The organism is Pedobacter jeongneungensis (assembly GCF_039538295.1).
GTDB lineage: Bacteria > Bacteroidota > Bacteroidia > Sphingobacteriales > Sphingobacteriaceae > Pedobacter > Pedobacter jeongneungensis.
In genome coordinates this window covers 484,863-505,927 of sequence record NZ_BAABBY010000001.1, presented here as the reverse complement: position 1 = coordinate 505,927, position 21,065 = coordinate 484,863, and the positions used below count along the sequence as shown (strand labels likewise).

Here is a 21,065-nt window from a genome sequence, read left to right as displayed (position 1 = left end):
TTTTTTTAGTGTGGATGATCTAACGGGCAAGATTTAAGCATCTTCAGGTTGATAAAATGCGCAGCGGCAATGGTAAAGCCGCCTAAAGGGACCAAAACAGGCTCCAGCAGTTCAATCCCCGAAAGATGCCCTGTTGCAATACAGGCAAAACCTGCAATAAGCACTAAAATTGGTGTAATGCGGCGGTGCTGTTTCCGGTAAGCAGAACTTAAGCTCCATATACCAAGGATTAATGAAACTGCGATCATTGCAATTTCAACCGCTTCATTGGCCAGAAAACCCATCCCCCACATTGGCAATACAGTAATTAAAAATGGTAAGGCCGCACAGTGTATGGCACAAAGTGTTGAGGCGGTAATGCCGATCCGGTCGAGGTTAATTTTGTAGCTCCGTAATTTCATTGAATAATTTTTGTCTACAAATATAAAAGCAATACAGTTGCATTTAAAATATTCAACGCTATATTTGCAACATAATTGCATTAACATGATAAAGAAATTACCGGTAACCGTATTAAGCGGTTTCCTGGGCAGTGGCAAAACCACTTTACTAAACGCTGTTTTAAAGAATAAACGGGATTTAAAAGTAGCCGTAATTGTGAACGATATGAGTGAGGTAAACATAGATGCCTCCCTGGTTAAAAACCAAAACACCTTATCCAAAACGGAAGAGCGGCTGGTAGAAATGAGTAATGGCTGTATTTGCTGCACTTTACGGGAAGACCTGATGATCGAAGTAGAAAAACTGGCAAAAGAAAACCGTTTTGATTATTTATTGATCGAAAGTACCGGCATATCGGAGCCGATCCCTGTGGCGCAGACGTTTTCGTTTATTGATGAAACATCGGGCATTGACCTTAGCCGGTTTAGCCAGCTGGACACCATGGTAACGGTAGTAGATGCCTATAATTTTTACAAAGATTTTGGCTCAGCCGAAAAACTTGCCGACCGCAATATGGCAGATGATGCTGCAGACAGGCGCACGATTGTAAACCTGCTTACCGACCAGATTGAATTTGCCAACGTGATTTTATTAAACAAAACTGATCTGGTAAGCGATAACGATATCAAAGTATTAAAGGCACTGATCGGCAAATTAAATCCCGGCGCTAAAATTTACGAAACACTCTTTGGAGAAATAGATCCTGCACTGATTTTAAATACGGGATTATTTGATTTCGAAACAGCATCAGAAGGTGCAGGCTGGAAAAAGGAACTGGAAGAAATTCATCAGCCCGAAACAGAAGAATATGGTATCAGTTCGACGGTATTTCGCTCTAAAATACCCTTTAATCCTGAAAGGCTGTGGAATTACATTACTAAAGAATTTCCACAGAATATTATCCGTTCAAAAGGCATATTTTATCTTGCGGCAATGCCAGAACAAGCCATTAACTTTTCGCAGGCCGGTGGCTCGTTACGCATTGATCCGGCAGGGGTATGGTGGGCCAGTATGAGTACGCAGGAAAGGGAACTATACAGTGATTATGTAGAAAACAGAACTGAAATACATACCAGCTGGGACAATGATTTTGGCGACCGTAAGAATGAACTGGTTTTTATCGGTCAGGAAATGGGTTGTGAGGAACTCAAAAAATCACTAACTACATGTTTATTAACTACTAACGAAATTACAGATTTTAAAGCAGGAAAAGCCTTTAATAACCCCTTTGAGCATATAATATCATAAAAAAGTCGACGAAACGAACAAAATGGTAGTTTTTATACTACATTATTTAAGTTTATTTTGTTTAGATTTGATTGTCCCAAACAACTATACTTATTATGATATCCCCAAAGGAATTAACTGTGGTTTCAACCTGTCCTACCTGTCCGAAATGTAAGAATTTTGAGACTTACAGGGTACCGAGAGGTTTTATATTTAAAACACTAATGCCATGGGTATCGATCAAGCGATACAAATGCTATAAATGTTTTAATAAATTTTACGTTTTTAAATAGTTTCCTGTATAGATTAACACCTCATTTAAGCTGCTCAAAAAGTGGCTTTTTTTGGCTCATAAATTCAGCTGAGTAATCGGTTTGACTATTTAGTTTTACCAACCTTTATATTAAAAGCTTGTTAAATAAATAATGACTTGTTTTTAATAAGCATTAACTATTTCATCAATATTTATTAATTTTGACATAGGATTAATTTTAAACAATGATGCCGGGTTTAGGTCTAATATCGAAGCGATTAAAACATTTGTCTGAAATTCCGGATAAAAAGGAAACAATTTTTCTGGATGACATTCGTAAAGAATTTCGAAAGGATCTTCAGCATTTTATTCTTGGAGAAACTTTAACAGTTAAAAATGGAAGACCTAGTATAGGAAAAAACCTCTACAGAAATTGGCTTTTTAAAATAAAAACCAAAGGCTTTGATTACGATATAAAGTTTCTTTAATGGATATTACTGCCAAGTTAAAAAAGATTGACCGCTTAAAGAAAAAACTAGATACCCTTGGCACTGGTAAAGATTGGGACCAGGATTTTCTTGAAAAGATTAAAATCGATTTTACTTACAACTCCAATAAGATCGAAGGCAATGCACTAACCTACGGCCAGACAATCCAGTTATTAAAGGAATTTGTAACGCCAAAAAACACTTCTACAGCAGACTGCCTCGATATTTTAAATCACCAACAGGTATTGGATGAGGTTTTTGAACAATATCAGGCAACGCAAGTTACCGAAGCGAATATAAAACGGCTTCACAAAGCATTAATGAAAAGTCCAGACCAATGGTCTGATTCGATTCATTATGATCCCGGAAAATACAAAATCCTTGAAAACGTAACAACACGTTTATCAGGTAAAATTCATCACTACAAACAGCCTTCAGAGGTATCAGCGGCAATTTCATATCTGATAAAAAATACCAACAGCCGCTTATCAGATTTGATTATTCCTGGCAATGATGACCATATCTTAAAAATTGTAACAGACTTTCATTACGAATTCTTAAACATTATTCATCCTTTTGGCGATGGAAATGGAAGAATTGCAAGAATTATGATGAATATTATTCTCCTAAAGTCTAAATATCCTCCAATTTTTATAAAACCAGTTAATAAATTAGCATACATGAATAGTTTTGAGGAGGAAGAGAACAACCCAGGATCTATGCTTGATTTTATGGCTGATCGATTAATAGAAAGTCTTAAACTGAAAGAAAAATTCTTAAAACGTAATTGAGAATTATATAGTCCCCCAATAGGTTTGCCACAGATTCACAGATTATCACGGAGAATGATATGCAAAATTCCACCGCTCTGTTATATAGCCACCCTGCCAATGTCGCTATTTCGATCGAAGTGCAACGCAGTCGAGAACCACGAAGTATTCAGCGAAGCTAAATCTGCCTAGGTAGATCTCTCCGTTTCAGTCGAGATGACGGGAACTCAAAAAAAATCATCAAAAATGATAACTTTCCGTTCTATCTTAAATTCAAGCCCAATGAAAAACTTTTTACATTTATTTTCATTGGGCTTGTAAATGTTATTCAGCGATTAAAAGAAAATAGTTCTTCTTTCCTTTTTGTACCACAATGAATTTATCGTTGATCAGGTGATCTGCATTAAAAACCTGGGCCATTTCAGCTACTTTTTCCTTATTTACAGAAACGCCACCACCCTGGATGGTTTTCTTAGCCTCTCCCTTTGAGGGGAAAATAGCAGATTTTTCTGCCAGTAAACTTGCGGCATCAATTCCGGCTCCAAGTTCTTCAATTAAGATCTTATATTGTGGTATCCCGTCAAATATATCTAATACTGCTGCATCAGATAAGCCCCTCAAAAAATCTAAAGATCCGTTTCCGAACAAAAATTCAGATGTTTTTATCGCTGTTTCTAAAGCTTCTACCGAATGGGTTTTTATGGTAATATCTTCAGCCAAAGCTTTCTGTAAGATACGCAGGTGTGGTGCAGCATCATGCTCTTTTTCTAAAGCTTCAATCTCTTCTTTATTTTTCAGCGTAAAAATGCGGATCCATTTTTTTACATCATCATCTGATGCATTTAACCAAAACTGGTAAAATTTATATGGAGAAGTTTTTTCAGGATCCAACCAAACCGCACCACTTTCTGTTTTACCAAATTTAGTGCCATCCGCTTTTTTAATCAATTGTGTGGTGATGGCATAAGCCGTTCCGGCATCTTTTCTTCTGATCAGCTCCGTACCGGTAACAATGTTTCCCCATTGATCGGACCCGCCCATCTGCACCAAACAGTTTTCATTCTTCCATAAATGGTAAAAATCGTAACCCTGAATCAGCTGGTAACAGAATTCGGTAAATGATAAACCAGAATCGCCTTCCAAACGTCTTTTAACACTGTCTTTCGCCATCATGTAGTTAACGGTAATGTGTTTACCCACGTCTCTGATGAAAGTAAAAAGGTTCATATCTTTAAACCAATCGGCATTATTTACCATAACGGCTCCATTTCCACCCTCTTCAAATTTCAGGAATTTAGCGAGTTGCTTTTTCATTCCTTTTAGGTTATGCTCAATCATTTCGGGCGTTTGAAGGTTACGTTCATCAGATTTCCCTGACGGATCGCCCACCATACCTGTAGCACCACCTACCAAAGCAAATGGTTTGTGCCCGGCATTTTGAAAATGGATCAGTGTCATGATCTGCGTTAAATGCCCAACATGCAACGAATCTGCAGTCGGGTCGAAACCGATATAACCCGAGGTCATACCTTCGTTTAACTTTTCTTCAGTATTCGGCATAATATCATGCAGCATGCCACGCCATCTTAACTCTTCAACAAAATTCGTCATTGTACAAATACTTTAATAATGTGCGTGCAAAGATAAAATTTTAGCTTAGTTTAAAGCAAATTAGTTGGTTTTGTAAAACAGGTTTTAACGGCGTTAATATTTTACCGTACAAACTTTACAACCATAACAGAAAATATTACCTTGCAGCATGAACTTTTTATCACATTATTATTTCGACAGAGCAAGTGAAAACGCCAATGTGGTAATGGGAACAGTATTGCCAGATCTGATTAAAAATGCGTCGAAAGAAGCCAATTTATACCCTCAGAAAAACGAGTTCCTGTTTAAGGGAAACCCGGATGAAGAAAATTTATTGGCCGGCTGGAAAAGACATCTTGCTGTAGACTTGTTTTTTCATTCTTCTAATTTCTTCCTGGAAAAAACCACCGAACTTAAACATCTGATTAAACCGATTGTAGAAAACACCCCTGTAAGACCTTCTTTTCTTGCCCATATCGGCTTAGAACTTTTATTGGATCATTTACTGGTTGAGCGTAATTTAATTCAGGTGAACCATTTTTATGATAAACTTGATGCTGTAAACAAAGATTCGTTAAGCGATTTCCTCGAACATTGTAAACTAAAAGAACCGAAAGTTTTTTTTAACTTTCTTGAGAAATTTATCAGCAGCAAATATTTGTTGAGTTATCAGCAACTCGAAAACATCAGCTATGCGCTTAACAGAATCTGTATGCGTTTATGGCCTGAAACATTGAACGAAATACAGCTGCAACAACTCACTTTTGAACTTGGAATTTTTAAAGAAGTTTTACAAAAGGATTTTATGGATATTTTTAAGGAGATTGAAGGGAAATTGGCTTAATACACTTTCTATCAGGGCAAAAAAAAGAATTTGTTTACCTATTGGCCGCATTTCTTAGAATAAAGAAAAAAATCTTCATTTGAAAATATGTACAAAATAACGTACATTTGAAAGTACATAAATTTGAATAATGAAAGCTGTAACGATTTCCAATCTCAGAACAAATATGAAAACTTACTTTGATGAGGTAAGCGCTACAGAAGATGTTCTGATTATTCCTCGTAACAATAATGATGACGATGCAGTAGTGGTAATTTCAATCAAAGAGTATAATGCTCTTAATGAAACTTCTCACCTAATGTCAACTTTCGCTAACCGCCAACGTCTGGAAAAGTCAATCGATCATCTAAATCAAAACAAGACTAAATTATTTAAACTCGAGGAGTAAATTGCAGTTATGAATTTTGTTTTTACGCCTGAGGCCTGGGAAGATTTTGAATATTGGATGGATAATGATGAGGAAGCAGTAAACAAGATAAGGGAATTATTGAAAGAAATCAAAAGAACTCCATTCCATGGATTGGGTAAACCAGAATCATTAAGACACAATTTAAAAGGGTTCTGGTCGAGACGTATCACAGGAGAACATCGCCTGGTTTACCAAATATCAGGAACCAAAGGCAAGGATCAACAATGTGCAATTATACAATGTCGCTTTCATTATGGAGATAAATAGACAATTTTAGTAATTCCTAAACTCCAGATACTCTTACTTTCGGAAAAACTGATCATATTGAACTAAAACTGTACTTTTTAAATCTCAATCTATAAAACCCTTTCATCCTTTTTTTATATTTGTAGATGCCCCTATCTGCAACACAACAAGAAATGGATGCCCTTGTGGCCGAATTAAACCAGCATAATTACAACTATTATGTGCTGGCTATGCCCACCATTGGCGATTACGAGTTTGACAAAAAACTAAAGCATCTGGCCGAACTGGAAAAAGCAAATCCTGATTTTGCCGACCCGAACTCGCCAACACAACGCGTGGGTGGCGATATTACCAAAAATTTTATCACCGTAAACCATAAATACCCCATGCTATCGCTGGGGAATACCTATAACGAGCAGGATCTCCGCGATTTTGATGAAAGGATCCGTAAAGCCATTGGTGATAATTTCCAATACGTTTGTGAATTGAAATTTGATGGTTTATCCATCAGCCTGACTTACCAAAACGGTAAACTTTTACGTGCCGTTACCCGTGGCGATGGTACCAAAGGTGATGATGTAACCAGTAATGTTAAAACCATCCACACCATTCCCCATCAGATTAAATCGACTGTTGCACCTGAGCATTTCGAAATCCGTGGAGAAATTTTTATGCACAAAGCGGCTTTCTTACGTTTAAATGCAGCGCGCGAAGAACTGGGCGAAATTCCATATGCCAATCCGCGTAACTTTGCTTCGGGCACTATTAAAATGCAGGATAGTAAAGAAGTAGCCAAAAGACCTTTAGATGGTTTTATCTACTTTTTATATACCGATAAAAATGAATTTAAAACCCATTGGGATAGCTTAAATGCTGTAAAAGAATGGGGTTTCCATGTTTGTGAGCATACAAAATTGGTTTCGGGCATAGATGCCGTTCTCGAATTTATTCACTATTGGGAAGATGAGCGTTTTAAATTAAGCTACGATATTGATGGAATTGTAATCAAAGTAAACAGTTATGCACAGCAACAGGAGCTTGGTTTTACTTCTAAATCGCCACGCTGGGCAATTTCTTATAAATACAAAGCGGCAGAAGTAGAAACCGTTTTAGAAAAAGTAACTTACCAGGTTGGCCGAACCGGCGCAGTTACCCCTGTTGCCAATTTAAAGCCTGTTTTACTGGCCGGAACTACTGTTAAACGTGCTACATTGCATAATGCCAACGAAATTGAGCGTTTAGACCTTCATGAAGGCGATATTGTTTATGTAGAAAAAGGCGGCGAGATCATCCCGAAAATTATTAAGGTAAATCTTGATAAACGTTTAGCAGGGGCTGCAAAAGTACATTACCTGCATAATTGCCCTGAATGTGGCACCGAACTAATCAGGAAAGAAGGTGAAGCGGTACATTACTGCCCTAACGATGAAGGTTGTCCACCACAGATTGTGGGAAAAATACAGCATTTTATTTCCCGTAAGGCAATGAATATCGACGGGCTTGGTGACGAAACCATCGAAACCTTTTATAAACAGGGTTTAGTAAGACACATCAGCGATTTATATACTTTGCACCAAAAATCTGATCAGCTTAAAACTTTAGATCGTTTTGGCGAGCGCTCGATCGAAAATATGCTAACCGGGATTGAAAAATCGAAGGAAATGCCTTTCGAAAAAGTACTTTTCGGCTTGGGTATCCGCTATGTTGGCGAAACCGTTGCTAAAAAAACAGCTGCCGGTGTAAAAAATATCGACAACCTTTCTAAAGCTACCGTAGAAGAATTAATTGCCATTGATGAAATCGGGCAGCGCATTGCAGAGAGCATTGTTGAGTATTTTGGAAAACCGGAGCATTTAAAGCAGGTAGAATTATTAAAATTAGCAGGATTGCAGTTCGAAATTGAAGAAAAAGTAATTACGCTTGACAGTGATAGACTTATTGGAAAAACATTCGTAATTTCGGGCGTTTTTGAGAACTATAGCCGCGATGAACTAAAAGATATGATTGAGGCCAACGGAGGCAAAATGCTAAGTGGTATTTCGGGTAAACTGAACTACCTCGTTGCAGGCGATAACATGGGTCCGTCGAAACTTGAAAAAGCAAACAAGTTAAATGTGCCGATTATCAGCGATGTTGAGTTATTGGAAATGATAAAGTAAAAATGATAGAATGATTGAGTTTGATGATTAAATGCGGTAAGTACTCATTTAGTGATTTATTCAAAATTCAATTAGAAAATAAAATGAGACCATGATTGAATGATAAAATGCACCATTCGATCTCTCATTCAAAATTCAATAATTATAAGTTAAAAATGAACAAATTTCAGGGTACTGGTGTAGCATTGGTTACGCCTTTCAACACAGATGGATCAGTTGATTATAATGGCTTAAAAAACCTGATTAATCATTTGGTAGACGGAGGGATAGATTACCTCGTTTCTTTAGGTACAACCGGCGAAACCGCTACAATGACCAAGGACGAGAAGAAGAAGGTGTGGGCCTATACTGCTGAAATTAACAACAACAGATTACCATTGGTTGCCGGAATTGGCGGCAACAATACACTTGCTGTTGCTGTAGACATTAAATCATTCGATACTACAGGTTATAGCGCAATTTTATCGGTTAGTCCGTATTACAATAAACCCACACAGGAAGGAATTTACCAGCACTATAAATATTTAGCTGAAATTTCTCCTTTAGATCTGATTTTATACAATGTACCAGGCCGAACCGGTAGCAACATGAGTCCGGAAACAACCTGCAGACTGGCGCATGATTTTAAAAATATCATTGCAACAAAAGAGGCTTCAGGAAGTTTTGATCAGTTTAACCAGATTATGAGGGATAAACCGGCAGAATTTCTTCTAATCTCTGGCGATGACCCGGTTACTTTGCCCATGATCGCTTTAGGCGCTGCCGGCATTATATCGGTAATCGGAAACGCCTTGCCTAAACAGTTTACAGATATGGTAAACCTGTGCCTGGCCGGCGATTATAAAGCAGCTTTACCTGCACATTTAAGCTTAATCGAATTTACCCGTTTAGCATTTGCAGAAGGCAATCCTGCCGGCGTTAAAGCTGCCCTGAAACACCTCGGTATTTGTGGAGATACCGTGCGTTTGCCATTGGTTAAAGCTTCCTCAGCTTTAGAACAATTAATTATAGCAGAGGTAGAAAAATTAAGTGTAGTAGCTTAATTCTTATAAAAATTATATTCTGAAACAGACTGTTTGATTTTGCTAAAAAGCAGAAGAAAGCAGTCTGTTTTTTTTGTGTGTAAATAAAAAATTACCAAAAGAAATTAATTCATAATCAACACATTAGAACTATAAACCAAAATTTTAGTTTGAAGGGAATTTTAGTGAGAATCAGGGCATTATTATTGTTTTGCGCTCTATACACACAAATAAACACACACAATGAAAAATTTAATTTTAATTGGCCTGGTGGCAATAATGGCCATGGGCTGCAAAAGCAGGGCATACCAGGAATCTTCAATCACTATTGGCATGCCAGAAAATGAATTTAAACGGGTTAACCGGTCTGCTGAACTGATGTTGGCTAATGATGATGGTACAAAGATCTACCGCATTATCTCTACAACCTTTATTCCTAAGCCAGAACCATACACCTTCTTTTATTTTTATCAGGGAAAACTGATCCGGTTTATTAAATCAGATCGAATTGATGATTATAAATTTATCAGGTAAAAAAAGGAACTTATTGGAAATAGATTGTCATTCTGAGCTTGCCGAAGGACTTGCTTAATGTGTTTCGACAGGCTCAACATGACAGCTTCTAAAGAAAAATCTCGATAATGAAACCTTCTTATTTATCAGATCAGGCAATTAATTTATTTCTTCTTTCCATTAACAGGTTATCCTGCCACACGCCTTTGGCTTTACCTATTTTTTCCCTGTACCCTACTACTCTAAAGCCAGCCTTTTCATGGATTTTTAACAAAGCAGAATTCTGAAGAAAAATACCCGCCTGAAGCATCCAGATACCTTTGTTTTCGCTCTCTGCAATCAGAGCATTTAATAAGGATGATCCGATCCCCTGCCCTTTGTAACCCGGTTTAACGTACACCTCAATTTCTCCAACACCACCGACATCATAATTGGCTACCACAGGCAAAAGCGCACTCCAGCCAATAATTTCTTTATTTTTTAAGGCCACAAACCTGCAGGCTTTAAGGTGTGATAAATCCCAGTCTTTCCATGAAATATCCGGGCTTCTGAAACTTGCAGTACCTGTTTCTATTCCTTCACGATAGATAGCACTGACTTCGTCCCAATCTGATGAGCGCATAATTCTAATCATAGTTTAATCAATTTTAGCAATTTTATTAACCTATAAATTCTATAGTTTATGTTTGATATACTAAAATAATTAAACAAAATGCTTATTACATATAAAGCTGAAACAAGTTTGTCCTATATTATAATTCAACACAATTATATCAAAAAAAGCACCTCAAAAAAGTGTTTGCGTAACAAAAACGTTAAACTAACGTTTTTCGTCAGAGATATTTTTTAAGTATGCAACCGGACTCATCCCTACAAGCTTTTTAAAAGCATTATAAAAGGCACTCCGGGAAGAAAAACCAGCACTATAGGCCAATGCCTCCAGGGTAAAGTTTTGCATGATTTGAGGATTTCTGATGCTCTCTTTAATCCAGTTAATTCGGTATTGATTAATGTAATCGATAAAACTCTTATTAAAATAGTTGTTTAGTACCACCGACAACCTGTGACTGCTAATCCCTATTTCAAGGGCAAGAGCATGGATCCTGATATTTTTATTACGGAATGACTGGTGCTGATTAACATACAACTCTAACTTTTGTCCACAGTGCTGTAGTTCTTTTTGCTGATCATGAGGAAGTGAAAAACTTTTTTTTATAGATAAAAGCGTTGATGGTTTAACATTCAGCAGAGAAGCGATAAGTTCTAAAGGCAAGCGGTCTAAATAGCCGGGGTTTGTTTTTGCGTAATATAAATATCTTTCTTTGGCATTTCCAACGCGTATGATATGTGCACGTTGCTGGGCATCTTTATAATATTTTTCCAAAACTACCCTAAAAATATAATTCAGCTCAAAATGATGCGAAAAGAGCCGGTTTAACACATCATTGTGTATGGCCAGCAGTTCGGTGTCTTCTACTGCTACTACATATTCCTTTGAATAATCAGATCCATGAAGGCCGGATATGGAACTGACAAAATCGTATTCTACAGATATATAAGTGGTAATTTTTCGCTTATTGTGTGTGGTACAACCCATTAATGCACCTTTAACGATAAAATACACATACTCACAAACCTCATCTTCTCTGAAAAGAATTTGCCCTTTTTTTATTTTTAAACTTAAAAGGTGTTCCTCAAATGCCTGAGTCAATTTAATATCTACGGGATGTACAGCGCGCATCACGTCGAGGATAAGCCCGACATCTTCGCTATTTGCACGATTGTAATGTAAATATTCTGACACTGAAGACCGTTAAAAATGTAAATTATTTATACATGTTTATCTGCATGCCAGATAAACCGGATATCTTTTTGAGAGCGGTATGGTATTCGTATTATCTTTTACATTTAATGGCCAGGCATTAATAATGCTTAAGTAGTAAAATTAGTATTTTGGATGCTTAGGCGGATTAACCTGAAATGAATATACGCTTTGTAAAAGAAGAAAGCTAATAAATTACGCAGACAAGGATAAATTGTCTTATATATTTTACAGTATGAATATGTTTATGCTTTTAAGTTCTTTAAAAACATGTTGAACAAAAAAAGCCTCAGGAAATATCCTAAGGCTCAGATAAAATATTTTGATTGTTTAAGCTTTGTTTTTAGTGTCTTGTACTTCCAAACGGATTACCTGAGCTAAATTTTTAAGATCCTGCATACCTTTACGTACTCGGGTACCAGCAGCGCTGTTACCTTTGTTATAAAATTTGTCTGCATCAGCTTCCAAAGCTGCCACTAAACTCTTTACTTCTTCGAATTTTTTCATTTTTAATTAATTTATGGTTCTTTTAAGGTTTGATTTTTAATTATGTACTCTAATTTAAAGGGTTTGATGAAATAAAAAAATTTTTAGAAGAATAAAAAACAGGCTTATTTACCGTTTTTTTCCACACTTATCGTGTTTATACACATATCGGACTTGAAAAACATAATTAAACGCTTGATAAACAGAACATTACAAAATATTACAAAATAAAAAAGCCCTTTAAACTGGTTTAAAGGGCTTTGTAAAATTTTAATAGATCTTAAACGGTTGCGAAAAGATTCTCTTTATAATATCCGTTTTCTAATTTTTCGGCTACTTCGCTGAAAGCGTCTAAAGTACGCTGTACATCTTCTAGTGTATGAACTGCAGTAGGAATTAAACGTAGCTCGATCATTCCTTTCGGAATTACGGGATATACAACAATTGAACAGAAAATGCTGTAGTTTTCGCGTAGATCGTAGGTAATTGCAGTGGCATCAGAAAGTTCTCCTTTTAAGAAAACCGGGGTAACTACCGAATCGGTAACCCCTAAATCAAATCCACGTTCGCGTAAACCTTTTTGTAAAGTCATGGCAATTTCCCAAAGTTTATCTTTTAACTCAGGCTGGCTTTTCAGCAATTCTAAGCGCTTTAATAAACCGATTACCATTGGCATTGGCAATGCTTTGGCAAATGTCTGAGAACGCATGTTATACCTTAAAAAATTGGTGATCTGCTCGGTTGATGCTACAAAAGCACCGATACCCGCCATAGATTTGGCAAAAGTACCAAAATAAACATCAATCCCATCTATACAATCCTGCGCTTCGTGCGTACCCGCACCTGTTTTACCCATTGTACCGAAACCGTGTGCATCATCAACCAGGATACGGAAATTGAATTCTTTTTTAAGCTCAACAATTTCTTTTAATTTCCCCTGGGCACCGCTCATCCCGAAAACGCCTTCGGTAATTAAAAGAATACCGCCACCTGTTTCTTCAACAAGTTTTGTAGCACGTTCTAATTGTTTACGTGCACTTTCTATATCATTATGTTTATAAACAAAGCGTTTACCCATGTGCAAACGTAAACCATCTACAATACAAGCATGAGATTCTGCATCATACACCACCACATCATTGCGGTCGACCAAGGTATCGATAATGGATACCATGCCCTGATAACCATAGTTTAATAAAAATGCATCAGGCTTACCAACAAATGCTGCAAGTTCTTGCTCTAACTGCTCATGGTAGTTAGAGTTACCGCTCATCATACGGGCACCCATCGGGTAAGCCATACCAAATTTAGCTGCAGCTTCTTCATCTGCCTTTCTAACTTCCGGGTGATTGGCTAAACCTAAGTAGTTGTTTAAGCTCCAAACCAAATGCTCTTTTCCGCGAAACTGCATGTGAGGTGCAATTTCTCCCTCTAATTTTGGAAAAGAGAAATACCCATGAGACCATTTCTGGTGTTGCCCAAGCGGCCCCATGTGTTTTGCTATTTTATCAAATATATCCAATGTATTATCTGTTTTTTTATAATAAGAATTTTGCAAATTTAAGCTTTATTCGTCTTAAAATCAACCTAATGATCTTTTAGATGTCAATTAAGATAGTAACACGCTAATTTTATGCCAAAAAAGCCCCGGTTTTACATCGGGGCTTTAAAATTATATTTGGTTTGATCTAATCAACGTTATCGTGCAAGAAAGAATTGTTCGGTCTGATTTCTGTACCGCCATCCTGATCGTTGCTTAAAGTAAAGCGGCTCACCTGCGATTCAGATGAATGCTGTACCTGTTGCAACTGCATTTGTTTGCGTTTGTAAGCAGGTTCGTTTTCAAGCTCCTGTAAACCGTTGGTGGTACGCAATTTCATGCTTAAATCTTTTAAACGTAAGATACGTTCTTTAGATTTTTTCAACTGCTCTTCCATCGATTCGTCGTTTTTATCGTCGTCTAAACCAACAACCGGCATTTCGATTTCTGGCTCAGGCTCCGGCATTGGCGGCATCTGGGCTACTGGTGTTTCGAACACAAAATTGGTTTCGGCCAGTTTTACCTCAAATTCAAATCCGGTTTCCTGTGCTTCTTCAACATGCGGCTCTTCTTCTATTAAGGTATGGCGAACTACATTATTTTCAGGCTCCTGATTTTTCTGAGCTTCTGATTTATTGAACATTCCACCAAAAAGATCTGCCTGCGATACTTCTTCTTTAGCTTTTAAAACAGGTTCGTATGAGTGAACTTCTTTTGGCTGCATGAAAGAGTTTACGGGCTCAACAGGGCGAACCAACGGTGCTTCTTCCGGTGTTAAAAGTGATATTTTCTTTTTATTTTTTTCTTCTTTTACACGTTCTTCTGAAGTCTGGAATCCGGTAGCAATAATGGTTACTGAAAGTTTATCGCTCAGAGATTCGTCCGTACAGTTACCCCAGATTAAATCGGCTGATAAGCCTGCTTTTTCCTGGATGTAATCGGTAATGATCGAAACTTCATCCATGGTTACTTCACGTAAACCAGAACTTATGTTTAATAAAATGTAACGGGCACCTTCGATTTCGTTATCTTTTAAAAGCGGAGAAGCCAAAGCGCCTTCTACAGCCTGTAAAGCACGGTCTTCACCTTCGGCAGCAAAACTACCCATGATGGCCACACCACTATCTTTCATTACGGTACGCACATCTTTAAAATCCACGTTGATATAACCCGGAACAGTAATGATTTCTGCGATCCCTTTAGCAGCGGTTGTTAAAATATCATCGGCCTGACCGAACGCAGAACCAAGAGTTAAGTTTCCGAAGATTTCGCGCAGACGGTCGTTAGAGATCACCAGGTAAGAATCTACGTATTTCTTTAACTCTTCCATTCCTTCATCAGCCTGCAACCTACGTCTTTTTCCTTCGAAAGAAAACGGGGTTGTGATGATGGCAACAGTTAAAATATCAAGTTCTTTAGCGGCTTTGGCAATAATCGGAGAGGCGCCTGTACCGGTACCACCACCCATTCCTGCTGTAATAAACAGCATTTTGGTGGTATTGCCTAACATTGCCTTGATATCATCTATATTTTCTATCGCCGAGTTTTTACCCACCTCAGGAATAGAGCCAGCCCCCATACCTTCGGTTAAACTAGCGCCTAATTGTACCTTGTTAGGTATAGGACTAGATTCCAAAGCCTGGGCATCTGTATTACAAATAATAAAATCCACACCAGTGATACCTGAAAGGTACATATGGTTCACTGCGTTGCCGCCACCGCCTCCAACACCAATTACCTTGATGATTGAAGACTTATCTTTTAACATTTCGAACTGCATATCTTTATGAATCAGTTGTTTAAAAATTTTTAAATTCTGTTCATTACTCAATGTAATATTAACACTTTTTCAACAGACGTTTTCCACAAGTGTTAATAATGTGGAAAACTCTTTCTTTGTGGAAAAATAATTAACTTTTTAAGTAATCTTCATCACTTACATTCATATCATCTTGAATGAAAGTTCTTGTTTTTGCAAGTAATTTATCGAACAAACCTGGTCCGCGTTTTTCTTTTTCCTTTGCTGTTTTGGGCTTTTCTACAAAAACACCCGGTTGTTTCATCTCTTCAATCAGTTCTTCTGCCTTTTGGATTCCTTTGATCAGCAAACCAACACTGGTTGCATACATCGGGCTTTTTAAATCATCATAAATGGCTTTAGGCATATCTTCGTATTTAGATAAATGCTCGTTCGGATAACCGATGCGGCAATCTAAACCGGTTACATATTCTACAGCCTGCGATAAGTGTTTCAGCAAAGCACCACCACCGGTTATTACGATACCACCGATTAATTTTTTCTCGTAACCTGAAGATTTGATCTCGTAATACACGTGCTCAATAATTTCTTCCATACGGGCCTGAATAACGTAAGCCAGGTTTTTAACTGAAATTTCTTTTGGTTCGCGGCCACGTAAGCCAGGAACGCAGATGATTTCGTTTTCTTTGTTCTCCTCAGCAAGTGCAGAACCGAAACGTGTTTTTAATAACTCAGCCTGGTTGCGCATTACTGAACAACCTTCTCTGATATCTTCGGTAACACTGTTGCCACCAAAGGGGATCACTGCGGTGTGGCGGATAATACCTTCGTGGAAAATGGCAATATCTGTAGTACCACCACCAATATCAACCAATGCAATACCAGCTTCTTTTTCTTCCTCGCTCAACACCGATTCGGAAGAAGCCAATGGCTCCAGGATTAAATCCTGAGTTTGTAAGCCTGCATTGTTTACACATTTGATAATGTTTTTTACGGCAGTAACCTGACCAGAAATGATATGGAAGTTGGCTTCAAGGCGTACTCCTGCCATACCGATAGGATCTTTGATTCCCGGTTCGTTATCGATGGTAAATTCTTGCGGCAATACATGGATGATCTCCTCACCCGGTGGCATTACCAGTTTAAACATATCATCAATCAGCTTATCGATGTCTCTTTTACCGATTTCGTTGTTTAATTCTCTTCTTGTTAAAATTCCTCTGTGCTGTAAGCTTTTAATGTGCTGACCCGCAATACCCACATTTACCACCTGTATTTCTACATTGGATTGTCCGCTTGCTACTTCAACTGCTTGAGCAATGCCCTGTACGGTTTTTTGAATGTTAGAAACCACTCCACGTGTTACCCCCGCTGATTCTGCCTTGCCTATTCCTAAGATTTCTATCTTACCGTGTTGTGTTCTACGACCAACGATAACACAAATTTTTGTAGTACCGATATCCAATCCTACTACAATGGGCGACTGACTGGTAAATTTTGCCTTGTCCATATTCGTTAATTTTGCTGAGTTTTATACTGTTTTTCCAGGGCTTTGATTTCTTTTTCTCTTGCTTCTTTCTCTTTTTTCAATTGCGCCTCAGATTTTGCCGGCTTTGGCTGTGTTGTTCCCGTTTGTTTCGGTTTTTCTTTTTTATCCGCTGGTTTGGTTTCCTTTGGTTTGGCCGGCACAACTACCGGTTTTTTTGTTTCTGTTTTAACCGGTTCGGCTTTTTTAGGTTCAACCTTCTTTTGCTCTACCTTTTGCTCTACCCTTTTTATTTCTACTTTTTTTGGCTCGTTTTTTTTAAGTTCGGGCTTTTTAGGTTCTATGGCTTTTGGCTGATCGGCTTCAGGGCGATCGTCCATTACCGAACTAATGGTATTTCTGATTAGTGAATCAGTTACATTCCGTTGTATCCTCAAACTATCAGCTGCCGAAAATGTTTTTGCTTTTTTTCCTAAACCTGTTGAATCTCTTTTTTCGCAAACAATCTGGTTGGTATATTTTATATTGATGGTTTTATACGTATCCCAGCCTACCTGCGGCATTGCTTTTTTATAAAACAATAAAAGGTTTTTCATTTTCTTTTCTAATGAATCTGCATCACCCAAAATGATGCGCTGATTGCCAACTCTCGGAATCAGTTCGATATCATTTTTCTGATCAACCACAATTTGTTCGATCTGTGAATCCCAAAGCGTATCTTTTTTAATGTATTGAGCGGTTTTATACAAATCTCTTGCCAATTGCGTATGCAAAGTATCTACACGACTACCAAAAACCTCGCTAATGTGGCCTGTTGCCACCAATACGTTAGCCGTAAAGTTTGATGAAATAGGCATTTTCAGTCCATCGTTATCAATGTAAAAATCCTGTCCGTTTTCATTCAAAATGCGGAGGATAGGTTGTCTTTGTTTTACTTCGATATGCAATATACCGTCCATATCTACATAAACCTTTGCAAAGCCGATGTAGGGGTTAGACTGCAGTTTTTTCTCTATTTTATGGATATTGATATTTTCGAGGTTGCGACCTAACAATACCCCCTGATCTTCTTTAAGGATGGCATCAATTTCTTCGCGCTCGATAAAATTATCGGCACCCGGGATCAGGATTTTAACATCGGTACATTTAACCGTCTGCTTTTTCACGTTGATGAAACTCAAAAGCACCACCACCCCTGCCAGGCTGATCAGCCAGGCAAAGCCGGTAAAAATTGCGCTCCAGTTTATCCTTTTAAGCATTGTTTAATGTATTTTTAAGGGGCTCTATAATGGTATCGATATCGCCCGCACCTACTGTTAAAATTAATTCAGGTTTTGTATCCTTAATGTGCTGAACCACATAATCTTTTCCACATATTTTTTTATCCGACAACGTGATTTTATCGAGTAAAAACTGTGCATTTATGCCTTCAATGGGCAATTCTCTTGCAGGATAAATTTCCAACAGCAACAGTTCATCGGCCGTGCTTAAAACTTTTGCAAATTCATCTGCAAAATCTCTTGTGCGTGTAAACAGGTGCGGCTGAAAAATCACTGTTAATTTTTTATCCGGATACAATTGACGTACGGCATCAAAACAGGCTTTCAGTTCTTCAGGGTGATGCGCATAGTCATCAATGTAAATCTGACTGCCATTGTTAACAATATATTCGAAACGGCGTTTCACTCCTTTGAAGTTAGCAACGGCTTGTTTTACTTTTTCTGCATCAATACCCAATTGTAAAGCGATGGCGATGGCAACAGTTGTATTTTCTACGTTGTGTTTTCCCGGAAGCATCAAACTGATATCCTTTATGCTTTGCGTGGCATCGGTATAATCGAATACAAATTTCGATCCTTCTACACGTAAATTTTCAGCCTTTGCTGTTGCTGTAGGGCTTGCCGCGTAACTGATGCTATTTTCTAAGGGCAATCCTTCATGTGCATACAATGTACCCTCGGCCTTAAGCTGACCTGCAAACAACCTGAACGATTCTTCGAGGTGGCTTTTATCTCCGTAAATATCCAAATGATCGGCATCCATCGAGGTCACCACAGCTACATCGGGGTGCAGGGTAAGGAAAGAGCGATCATATTCATCAGCCTCTACCACCACCACATTATTATCGCCAAAAAGTACATTGCTATTGTAGTTACTGGTTATGCCACCCAAAAAGGCTGTACAATCGTAACCGGTATCTTTTAAAATATGAGCCACAATGGATGACGTAGTGGTTTTACCATGTGTACCGGCAACTGCGATGCAGAACATGCCTTTGCTGATGATACCCAAAACTTCTGAACGTTTTTTAAGCGAAAAACCTTTATCAATAAAATGATTTAAAATTTTCGAATCTTTCGGAATTGCTGGCGTATATACCACCAGGGTATCTTCATGATGATCTAAAAATGCACAGGGCAAGGAAGCATCGTCATCAAGATAGGTAATCAAAATTCCCTCCTGTTCTAATGTTTCGGTGAGCCTGGTGCGGGTTTTATCGTAACCACAAACCACTTGTCCGCGTTTAGCAAAATAACGGGCAAGCGCACTCATGCCGATACCACCGATACCTACAAAGAAAACCCTGTTTATTTTACTTAATTCCATTTTTTTTAGATTTGAGATGGGAGATTTGAGATGTGAGACCTGAGAATGCGCCATGACGCCTATCTCAAATCTAGTTTCTCATATATCACATCTTTATTTTCATATCTCTTATTTAATCAACTTTAATACTTCGCCTGCAATAATTTCGTCGGCTTCGGGCAGGGCCATTTTACCTATGTTTTCTGCAAGCTTGTCGCTTTGTTCTTTATTGTTTAACAGTGCCAGTGCTTCATTAACCAAGGTATCTTCAGCAGAACGGTCGTTAATTAAAAGTGCCGCTCCGTTTTTTACCAAAGCCATCGCATTTTTGGTTTGATGGTCTTCTGCCACATTAGGCGAAGGCACCAGGATTACCGGTTTCTTAATTAAACAAAGTTCAGCAATGGTTCCTGCTCCGGCACGGCTAATGATTACATCGGCAGCGGCGTAAGCCAGATCCATTTTATTTAAAAACTCGAGGATGCGAACGTTAGGGTGATATTCAAGTCCTAACCTTTCGATAATCCCCTGGTAATAATATTTTCCTGTTTGCCAGATCACCTGCACATCTTGTGCGAGGATTTCGGGCAAATGTTTTTCAATTGCTTTATTTAGTGTTCCGGCACCTAAACTTCCTCCGGTAACCATAATGGTCTTTTTTAAAGGATCGAGTTTTAACAACTCAGCACCAGCATGGTGTTTACCTTTAATATCAACCACTTCTTTGCGTACAGGATTTCCGGTTTTTAAAATCCGGTCTGCAGGAAAAAACTGATCCATTTCATCAAAAGCCACGCATATTTTTGATGCTTTTTTGCCCAGCCATTTATTCGTTACACCCGCATAAGAATTCTGTTCCTGGATGAGGTACGGAATCCCTTTTAAAGAGGCTGCATACAATAAAGGTCCGGAGGCATAACCGCCCACGCCCACCACTGCATCGGGTTTAAAATCATTTATGATCTGTATTGCCCGGCGCACACTGCCGATTACCTTAAAGGGAAGCGACAGGTTTTTAACGATGGAGCCGCGCTGCATCCCACTGATATTTAAACCGATTATTTTATATCCGGCTGCAGGAACTTTTTCCATTTCCATACGGCCATTGGCGCCCACAAATAAAATTTCACAAGCGGGCACCAAGCGCTTTAGCGCATTGGCTATGGCTACGGCAGGAAAAATGTGCCCGCCGGTGCCACCACCTGATATGATAATTTTTGGGGAATTATTCATTTTAATATTTATTTATTGAATGATAGAATTTTGAGTGAGTGAATGGTTATAACAATCTTTCATTTCCAGTTCTATCATTAGTTATTTTTATCTATAATATTGAATGATAGAATTTTGAATGAGTGAATGGTTATAAACAATCTTTCATTTCGAGTTCTGTCATTAGTTATTTTTATCTCTAATATTGAATG

General features: G+C 38.1%; 20 protein-coding genes. 9 read left to right on the top strand and 11 right to left on the bottom strand.

What is annotated here, in order from left to right:
• Positions 1–5: 5 nt before the first annotated feature.
• Positions 6–401: a MerC domain-containing protein gene (locus tag ABD769_RS02195; RefSeq protein WP_344849011.1), complete on the bottom strand. Its 396-nt coding sequence runs from the start codon at positions 399–401 to the stop codon at positions 6–8.
• 85 nt (positions 402–486) lie between these two features.
• Between ABD769_RS02195 and ABD769_RS02190 the strand changes: the two genes are divergently transcribed.
• From ABD769_RS02190 to ABD769_RS02180, 3 genes are all read left to right on the top strand, one after another.
• Positions 487–1,689: a GTP-binding protein gene (locus tag ABD769_RS02190; RefSeq protein ID WP_344849009.1), complete on the top strand. Its 1,203-nt coding sequence runs from the start codon at positions 487–489 to the stop codon at positions 1,687–1,689.
• Positions 1,690–2,166: 477 nt separating this feature from the next.
• Complete coding sequence (locus ABD769_RS02185; RefSeq protein WP_344849007.1) at positions 2,167–2,409, top strand: hypothetical protein; 243 nt, start codon at positions 2,167–2,169, stop codon at positions 2,407–2,409.
• A complete protein-coding gene (locus ABD769_RS02180; RefSeq protein ID WP_344849005.1) occupies positions 2,409–3,200 on the top strand; it encodes a Fic family protein in 792 nt (263 codons plus the stop codon). The genes ABD769_RS02185 and ABD769_RS02180 overlap by 1 nt, the downstream gene beginning before the upstream one ends.
• 303 nt (positions 3,201–3,503) lie before the next feature.
• Here ABD769_RS02180 and tyrS read toward each other — a convergent pair whose 3' ends face one another.
• The gene (tyrS, locus tag ABD769_RS02175) at positions 3,504–4,790 is read right to left on the bottom strand and encodes a tyrosine--tRNA ligase (RefSeq protein ID WP_344849004.1); all 1,287 of its coding nucleotides are present in this window, start codon (positions 4,788–4,790) and stop codon (positions 3,504–3,506) included.
• A 148-nt stretch (positions 4,791–4,938) separates the two neighbouring features.
• On the opposite strand from tyrS, the gene ABD769_RS02170 reads away from it, so the two are divergent.
• The 6 genes from ABD769_RS02170 to ABD769_RS02145 all read left to right on the top strand — a co-directional run bounded on the left by ABD769_RS02170 (position 4,939) and on the right by ABD769_RS02145 (position 9,983).
• Positions 4,939–5,613 (top strand): ACP phosphodiesterase, encoded by a 675-nt coding sequence (locus ABD769_RS02170; RefSeq protein WP_344849002.1) that lies wholly within the window; start codon positions 4,939–4,941, stop codon positions 5,611–5,613.
• Between the two features lie 130 nt (positions 5,614–5,743).
• On the top strand, positions 5,744–6,001 hold the full coding sequence (locus ABD769_RS02165; protein ID WP_344849000.1) for a type II toxin-antitoxin system Phd/YefM family antitoxin: 258 nt from the start codon (positions 5,744–5,746) through the stop codon (positions 5,999–6,001).
• A 9-nt stretch (positions 6,002–6,010) separates the two neighbouring features.
• Positions 6,011–6,289 carry a Txe/YoeB family addiction module toxin gene (locus tag ABD769_RS02160; protein WP_344848998.1) on the top strand — a complete coding sequence of 93 codons (279 nt, stop codon included), beginning with the start codon at positions 6,011–6,013 and terminating at the stop codon, positions 6,287–6,289.
• 125 nt (positions 6,290–6,414) lie between these two features.
• Positions 6,415–8,427: an NAD-dependent DNA ligase LigA gene (gene ligA / locus ABD769_RS02155; RefSeq protein WP_344848996.1), complete on the top strand. Its 2,013-nt coding sequence runs from the start codon at positions 6,415–6,417 to the stop codon at positions 8,425–8,427.
• 155 nt (positions 8,428–8,582) lie between these two features.
• Positions 8,583–9,470, top strand: a complete 888-nt coding sequence (dapA, locus tag ABD769_RS02150; protein ID WP_344848994.1) for a 4-hydroxy-tetrahydrodipicolinate synthase — start codon at positions 8,583–8,585, stop codon at positions 9,468–9,470.
• A gap of 222 nt (positions 9,471–9,692) precedes the next feature.
• Entirely contained in the window at positions 9,693–9,983 is a 291-nt protein-coding gene (locus tag ABD769_RS02145) for a hypothetical protein (protein WP_344848992.1), read from the top strand.
• Positions 9,984–10,113: 130 nt separating this feature from the next.
• Here the strand turns inward: ABD769_RS02145 and ABD769_RS02140 are convergent, their stop codons facing one another.
• From ABD769_RS02140 to murG, 9 genes are all read right to left on the bottom strand, one after another.
• The gene (locus ABD769_RS02140; protein ID WP_344848990.1) at positions 10,114–10,596 is read right to left on the bottom strand and encodes a GNAT family N-acetyltransferase; all 483 of its coding nucleotides are present in this window, start codon (positions 10,594–10,596) and stop codon (positions 10,114–10,116) included.
• Between the two features lie 186 nt (positions 10,597–10,782).
• On the bottom strand, positions 10,783–11,766 hold the full coding sequence (locus ABD769_RS02135; protein ID WP_344848988.1) for a helix-turn-helix domain-containing protein: 984 nt from the start codon (positions 11,764–11,766) through the stop codon (positions 10,783–10,785).
• A gap of 348 nt (positions 11,767–12,114) precedes the next feature.
• Positions 12,115–12,291, bottom strand: a complete 177-nt coding sequence (locus tag ABD769_RS02130) for a histone H1 (protein WP_344848986.1) — start codon at positions 12,289–12,291, stop codon at positions 12,115–12,117.
• Between the two features lie 259 nt (positions 12,292–12,550).
• A complete protein-coding gene (locus tag ABD769_RS02125; protein WP_344849534.1) occupies positions 12,551–13,792 on the bottom strand; it encodes an aminotransferase class I/II-fold pyridoxal phosphate-dependent enzyme in 1,242 nt (413 codons plus the stop codon).
• A 166-nt stretch (positions 13,793–13,958) separates the two neighbouring features.
• On the bottom strand, positions 13,959–15,590 hold the full coding sequence (ftsZ, locus tag ABD769_RS02120; protein WP_344849532.1) for a cell division protein FtsZ: 1,632 nt from the start codon (positions 15,588–15,590) through the stop codon (positions 13,959–13,961).
• 130 nt (positions 15,591–15,720) lie between these two features.
• On the bottom strand, positions 15,721–17,079 hold the full coding sequence (gene ftsA, locus ABD769_RS02115) for a cell division protein FtsA (RefSeq protein ID WP_344848984.1): 1,359 nt from the start codon (positions 17,077–17,079) through the stop codon (positions 15,721–15,723).
• 5 nt (positions 17,080–17,084) lie between these two features.
• Positions 17,085–18,314, bottom strand: coding sequence for a cell division protein FtsQ (locus ABD769_RS02110; protein ID WP_344848982.1), 1,230 nt, complete (start codon positions 18,312–18,314; stop codon positions 17,085–17,087).
• Positions 18,307–19,662: a UDP-N-acetylmuramate--L-alanine ligase gene (gene murC, locus ABD769_RS02105; RefSeq protein WP_344848980.1), complete on the bottom strand. Its 1,356-nt coding sequence runs from the start codon at positions 19,660–19,662 to the stop codon at positions 18,307–18,309. The genes ABD769_RS02110 and murC overlap by 8 nt, the downstream gene beginning before the upstream one ends.
• Positions 19,663–19,770: 108 nt before the next feature.
• On the bottom strand, positions 19,771–20,874 hold the full coding sequence (murG, locus tag ABD769_RS02100; protein WP_344848978.1) for an undecaprenyldiphospho-muramoylpentapeptide beta-N-acetylglucosaminyltransferase: 1,104 nt from the start codon (positions 20,872–20,874) through the stop codon (positions 19,771–19,773).
• Between the last annotated feature and the right edge of the window lie 191 nt (positions 20,875–21,065).

What these genes read in the sequence shown, in the direction of transcription:
- ABD769_RS02165 (WP_344849000.1), top strand. Translation starts at nt 5,744, where the DNA reads ATGAAAGCTGTAACGATTTCCAATCTCAGAACAAATATGAAAACTTAC.
- ABD769_RS02130 (WP_344848986.1), bottom strand. Translation starts at nt 12,291, where the DNA reads ATGAAAAAATTCGAAGAAGTAAAGAGTTTAGTGGCAGCTTTGGAAGCT.
- ABD769_RS02195 (WP_344849011.1), bottom strand. Translation starts at nt 401, where the DNA reads ATGAAATTACGGAGCTACAAAATTAACCTCGACCGGATCGGCATTACC.
- ABD769_RS02140 (WP_344848990.1), bottom strand. Translation starts at nt 10,596, where the DNA reads ATGATTAGAATTATGCGCTCATCAGATTGGGACGAAGTCAGTGCTATC.
- ABD769_RS02145 (WP_344848992.1), top strand. Translation starts at nt 9,693, where the DNA reads ATGAAAAATTTAATTTTAATTGGCCTGGTGGCAATAATGGCCATGGGC.
- ABD769_RS02180 (WP_344849005.1), top strand. Translation starts at nt 2,409, where the DNA reads ATGGATATTACTGCCAAGTTAAAAAAGATTGACCGCTTAAAGAAAAAA.
- tyrS (WP_344849004.1), bottom strand. Translation starts at nt 4,790, where the DNA reads ATGACGAATTTTGTTGAAGAGTTAAGATGGCGTGGCATGCTGCATGAT.
- ligA (WP_344848996.1), top strand. Translation starts at nt 6,415, where the DNA reads ATGCCCCTATCTGCAACACAACAAGAAATGGATGCCCTTGTGGCCGAA.
- ABD769_RS02110 (WP_344848982.1), bottom strand. Translation starts at nt 18,314, where the DNA reads ATGCTTAAAAGGATAAACTGGAGCGCAATTTTTACCGGCTTTGCCTGG.
- murG (WP_344848978.1), bottom strand. Translation starts at nt 20,874, where the DNA reads ATGAATAATTCCCCAAAAATTATCATATCAGGTGGTGGCACCGGCGGG.
- dapA (WP_344848994.1), top strand. Translation starts at nt 8,583, where the DNA reads ATGAACAAATTTCAGGGTACTGGTGTAGCATTGGTTACGCCTTTCAAC.
- murC (WP_344848980.1), bottom strand. Translation starts at nt 19,662, where the DNA reads ATGGAATTAAGTAAAATAAACAGGGTTTTCTTTGTAGGTATCGGTGGT.
- ABD769_RS02170 (WP_344849002.1), top strand. Translation starts at nt 4,939, where the DNA reads ATGAACTTTTTATCACATTATTATTTCGACAGAGCAAGTGAAAACGCC.
- ABD769_RS02185 (WP_344849007.1), top strand. Translation starts at nt 2,167, where the DNA reads ATGATGCCGGGTTTAGGTCTAATATCGAAGCGATTAAAACATTTGTCT.
- ftsA (WP_344848984.1), bottom strand. Translation starts at nt 17,079, where the DNA reads ATGGACAAGGCAAAATTTACCAGTCAGTCGCCCATTGTAGTAGGATTG.
- ftsZ (WP_344849532.1), bottom strand. Translation starts at nt 15,590, where the DNA reads ATGCAGTTCGAAATGTTAAAAGATAAGTCTTCAATCATCAAGGTAATT.
- ABD769_RS02160 (WP_344848998.1), top strand. Translation starts at nt 6,011, where the DNA reads ATGAATTTTGTTTTTACGCCTGAGGCCTGGGAAGATTTTGAATATTGG.
- ABD769_RS02190 (WP_344849009.1), top strand. Translation starts at nt 487, where the DNA reads ATGATAAAGAAATTACCGGTAACCGTATTAAGCGGTTTCCTGGGCAGT.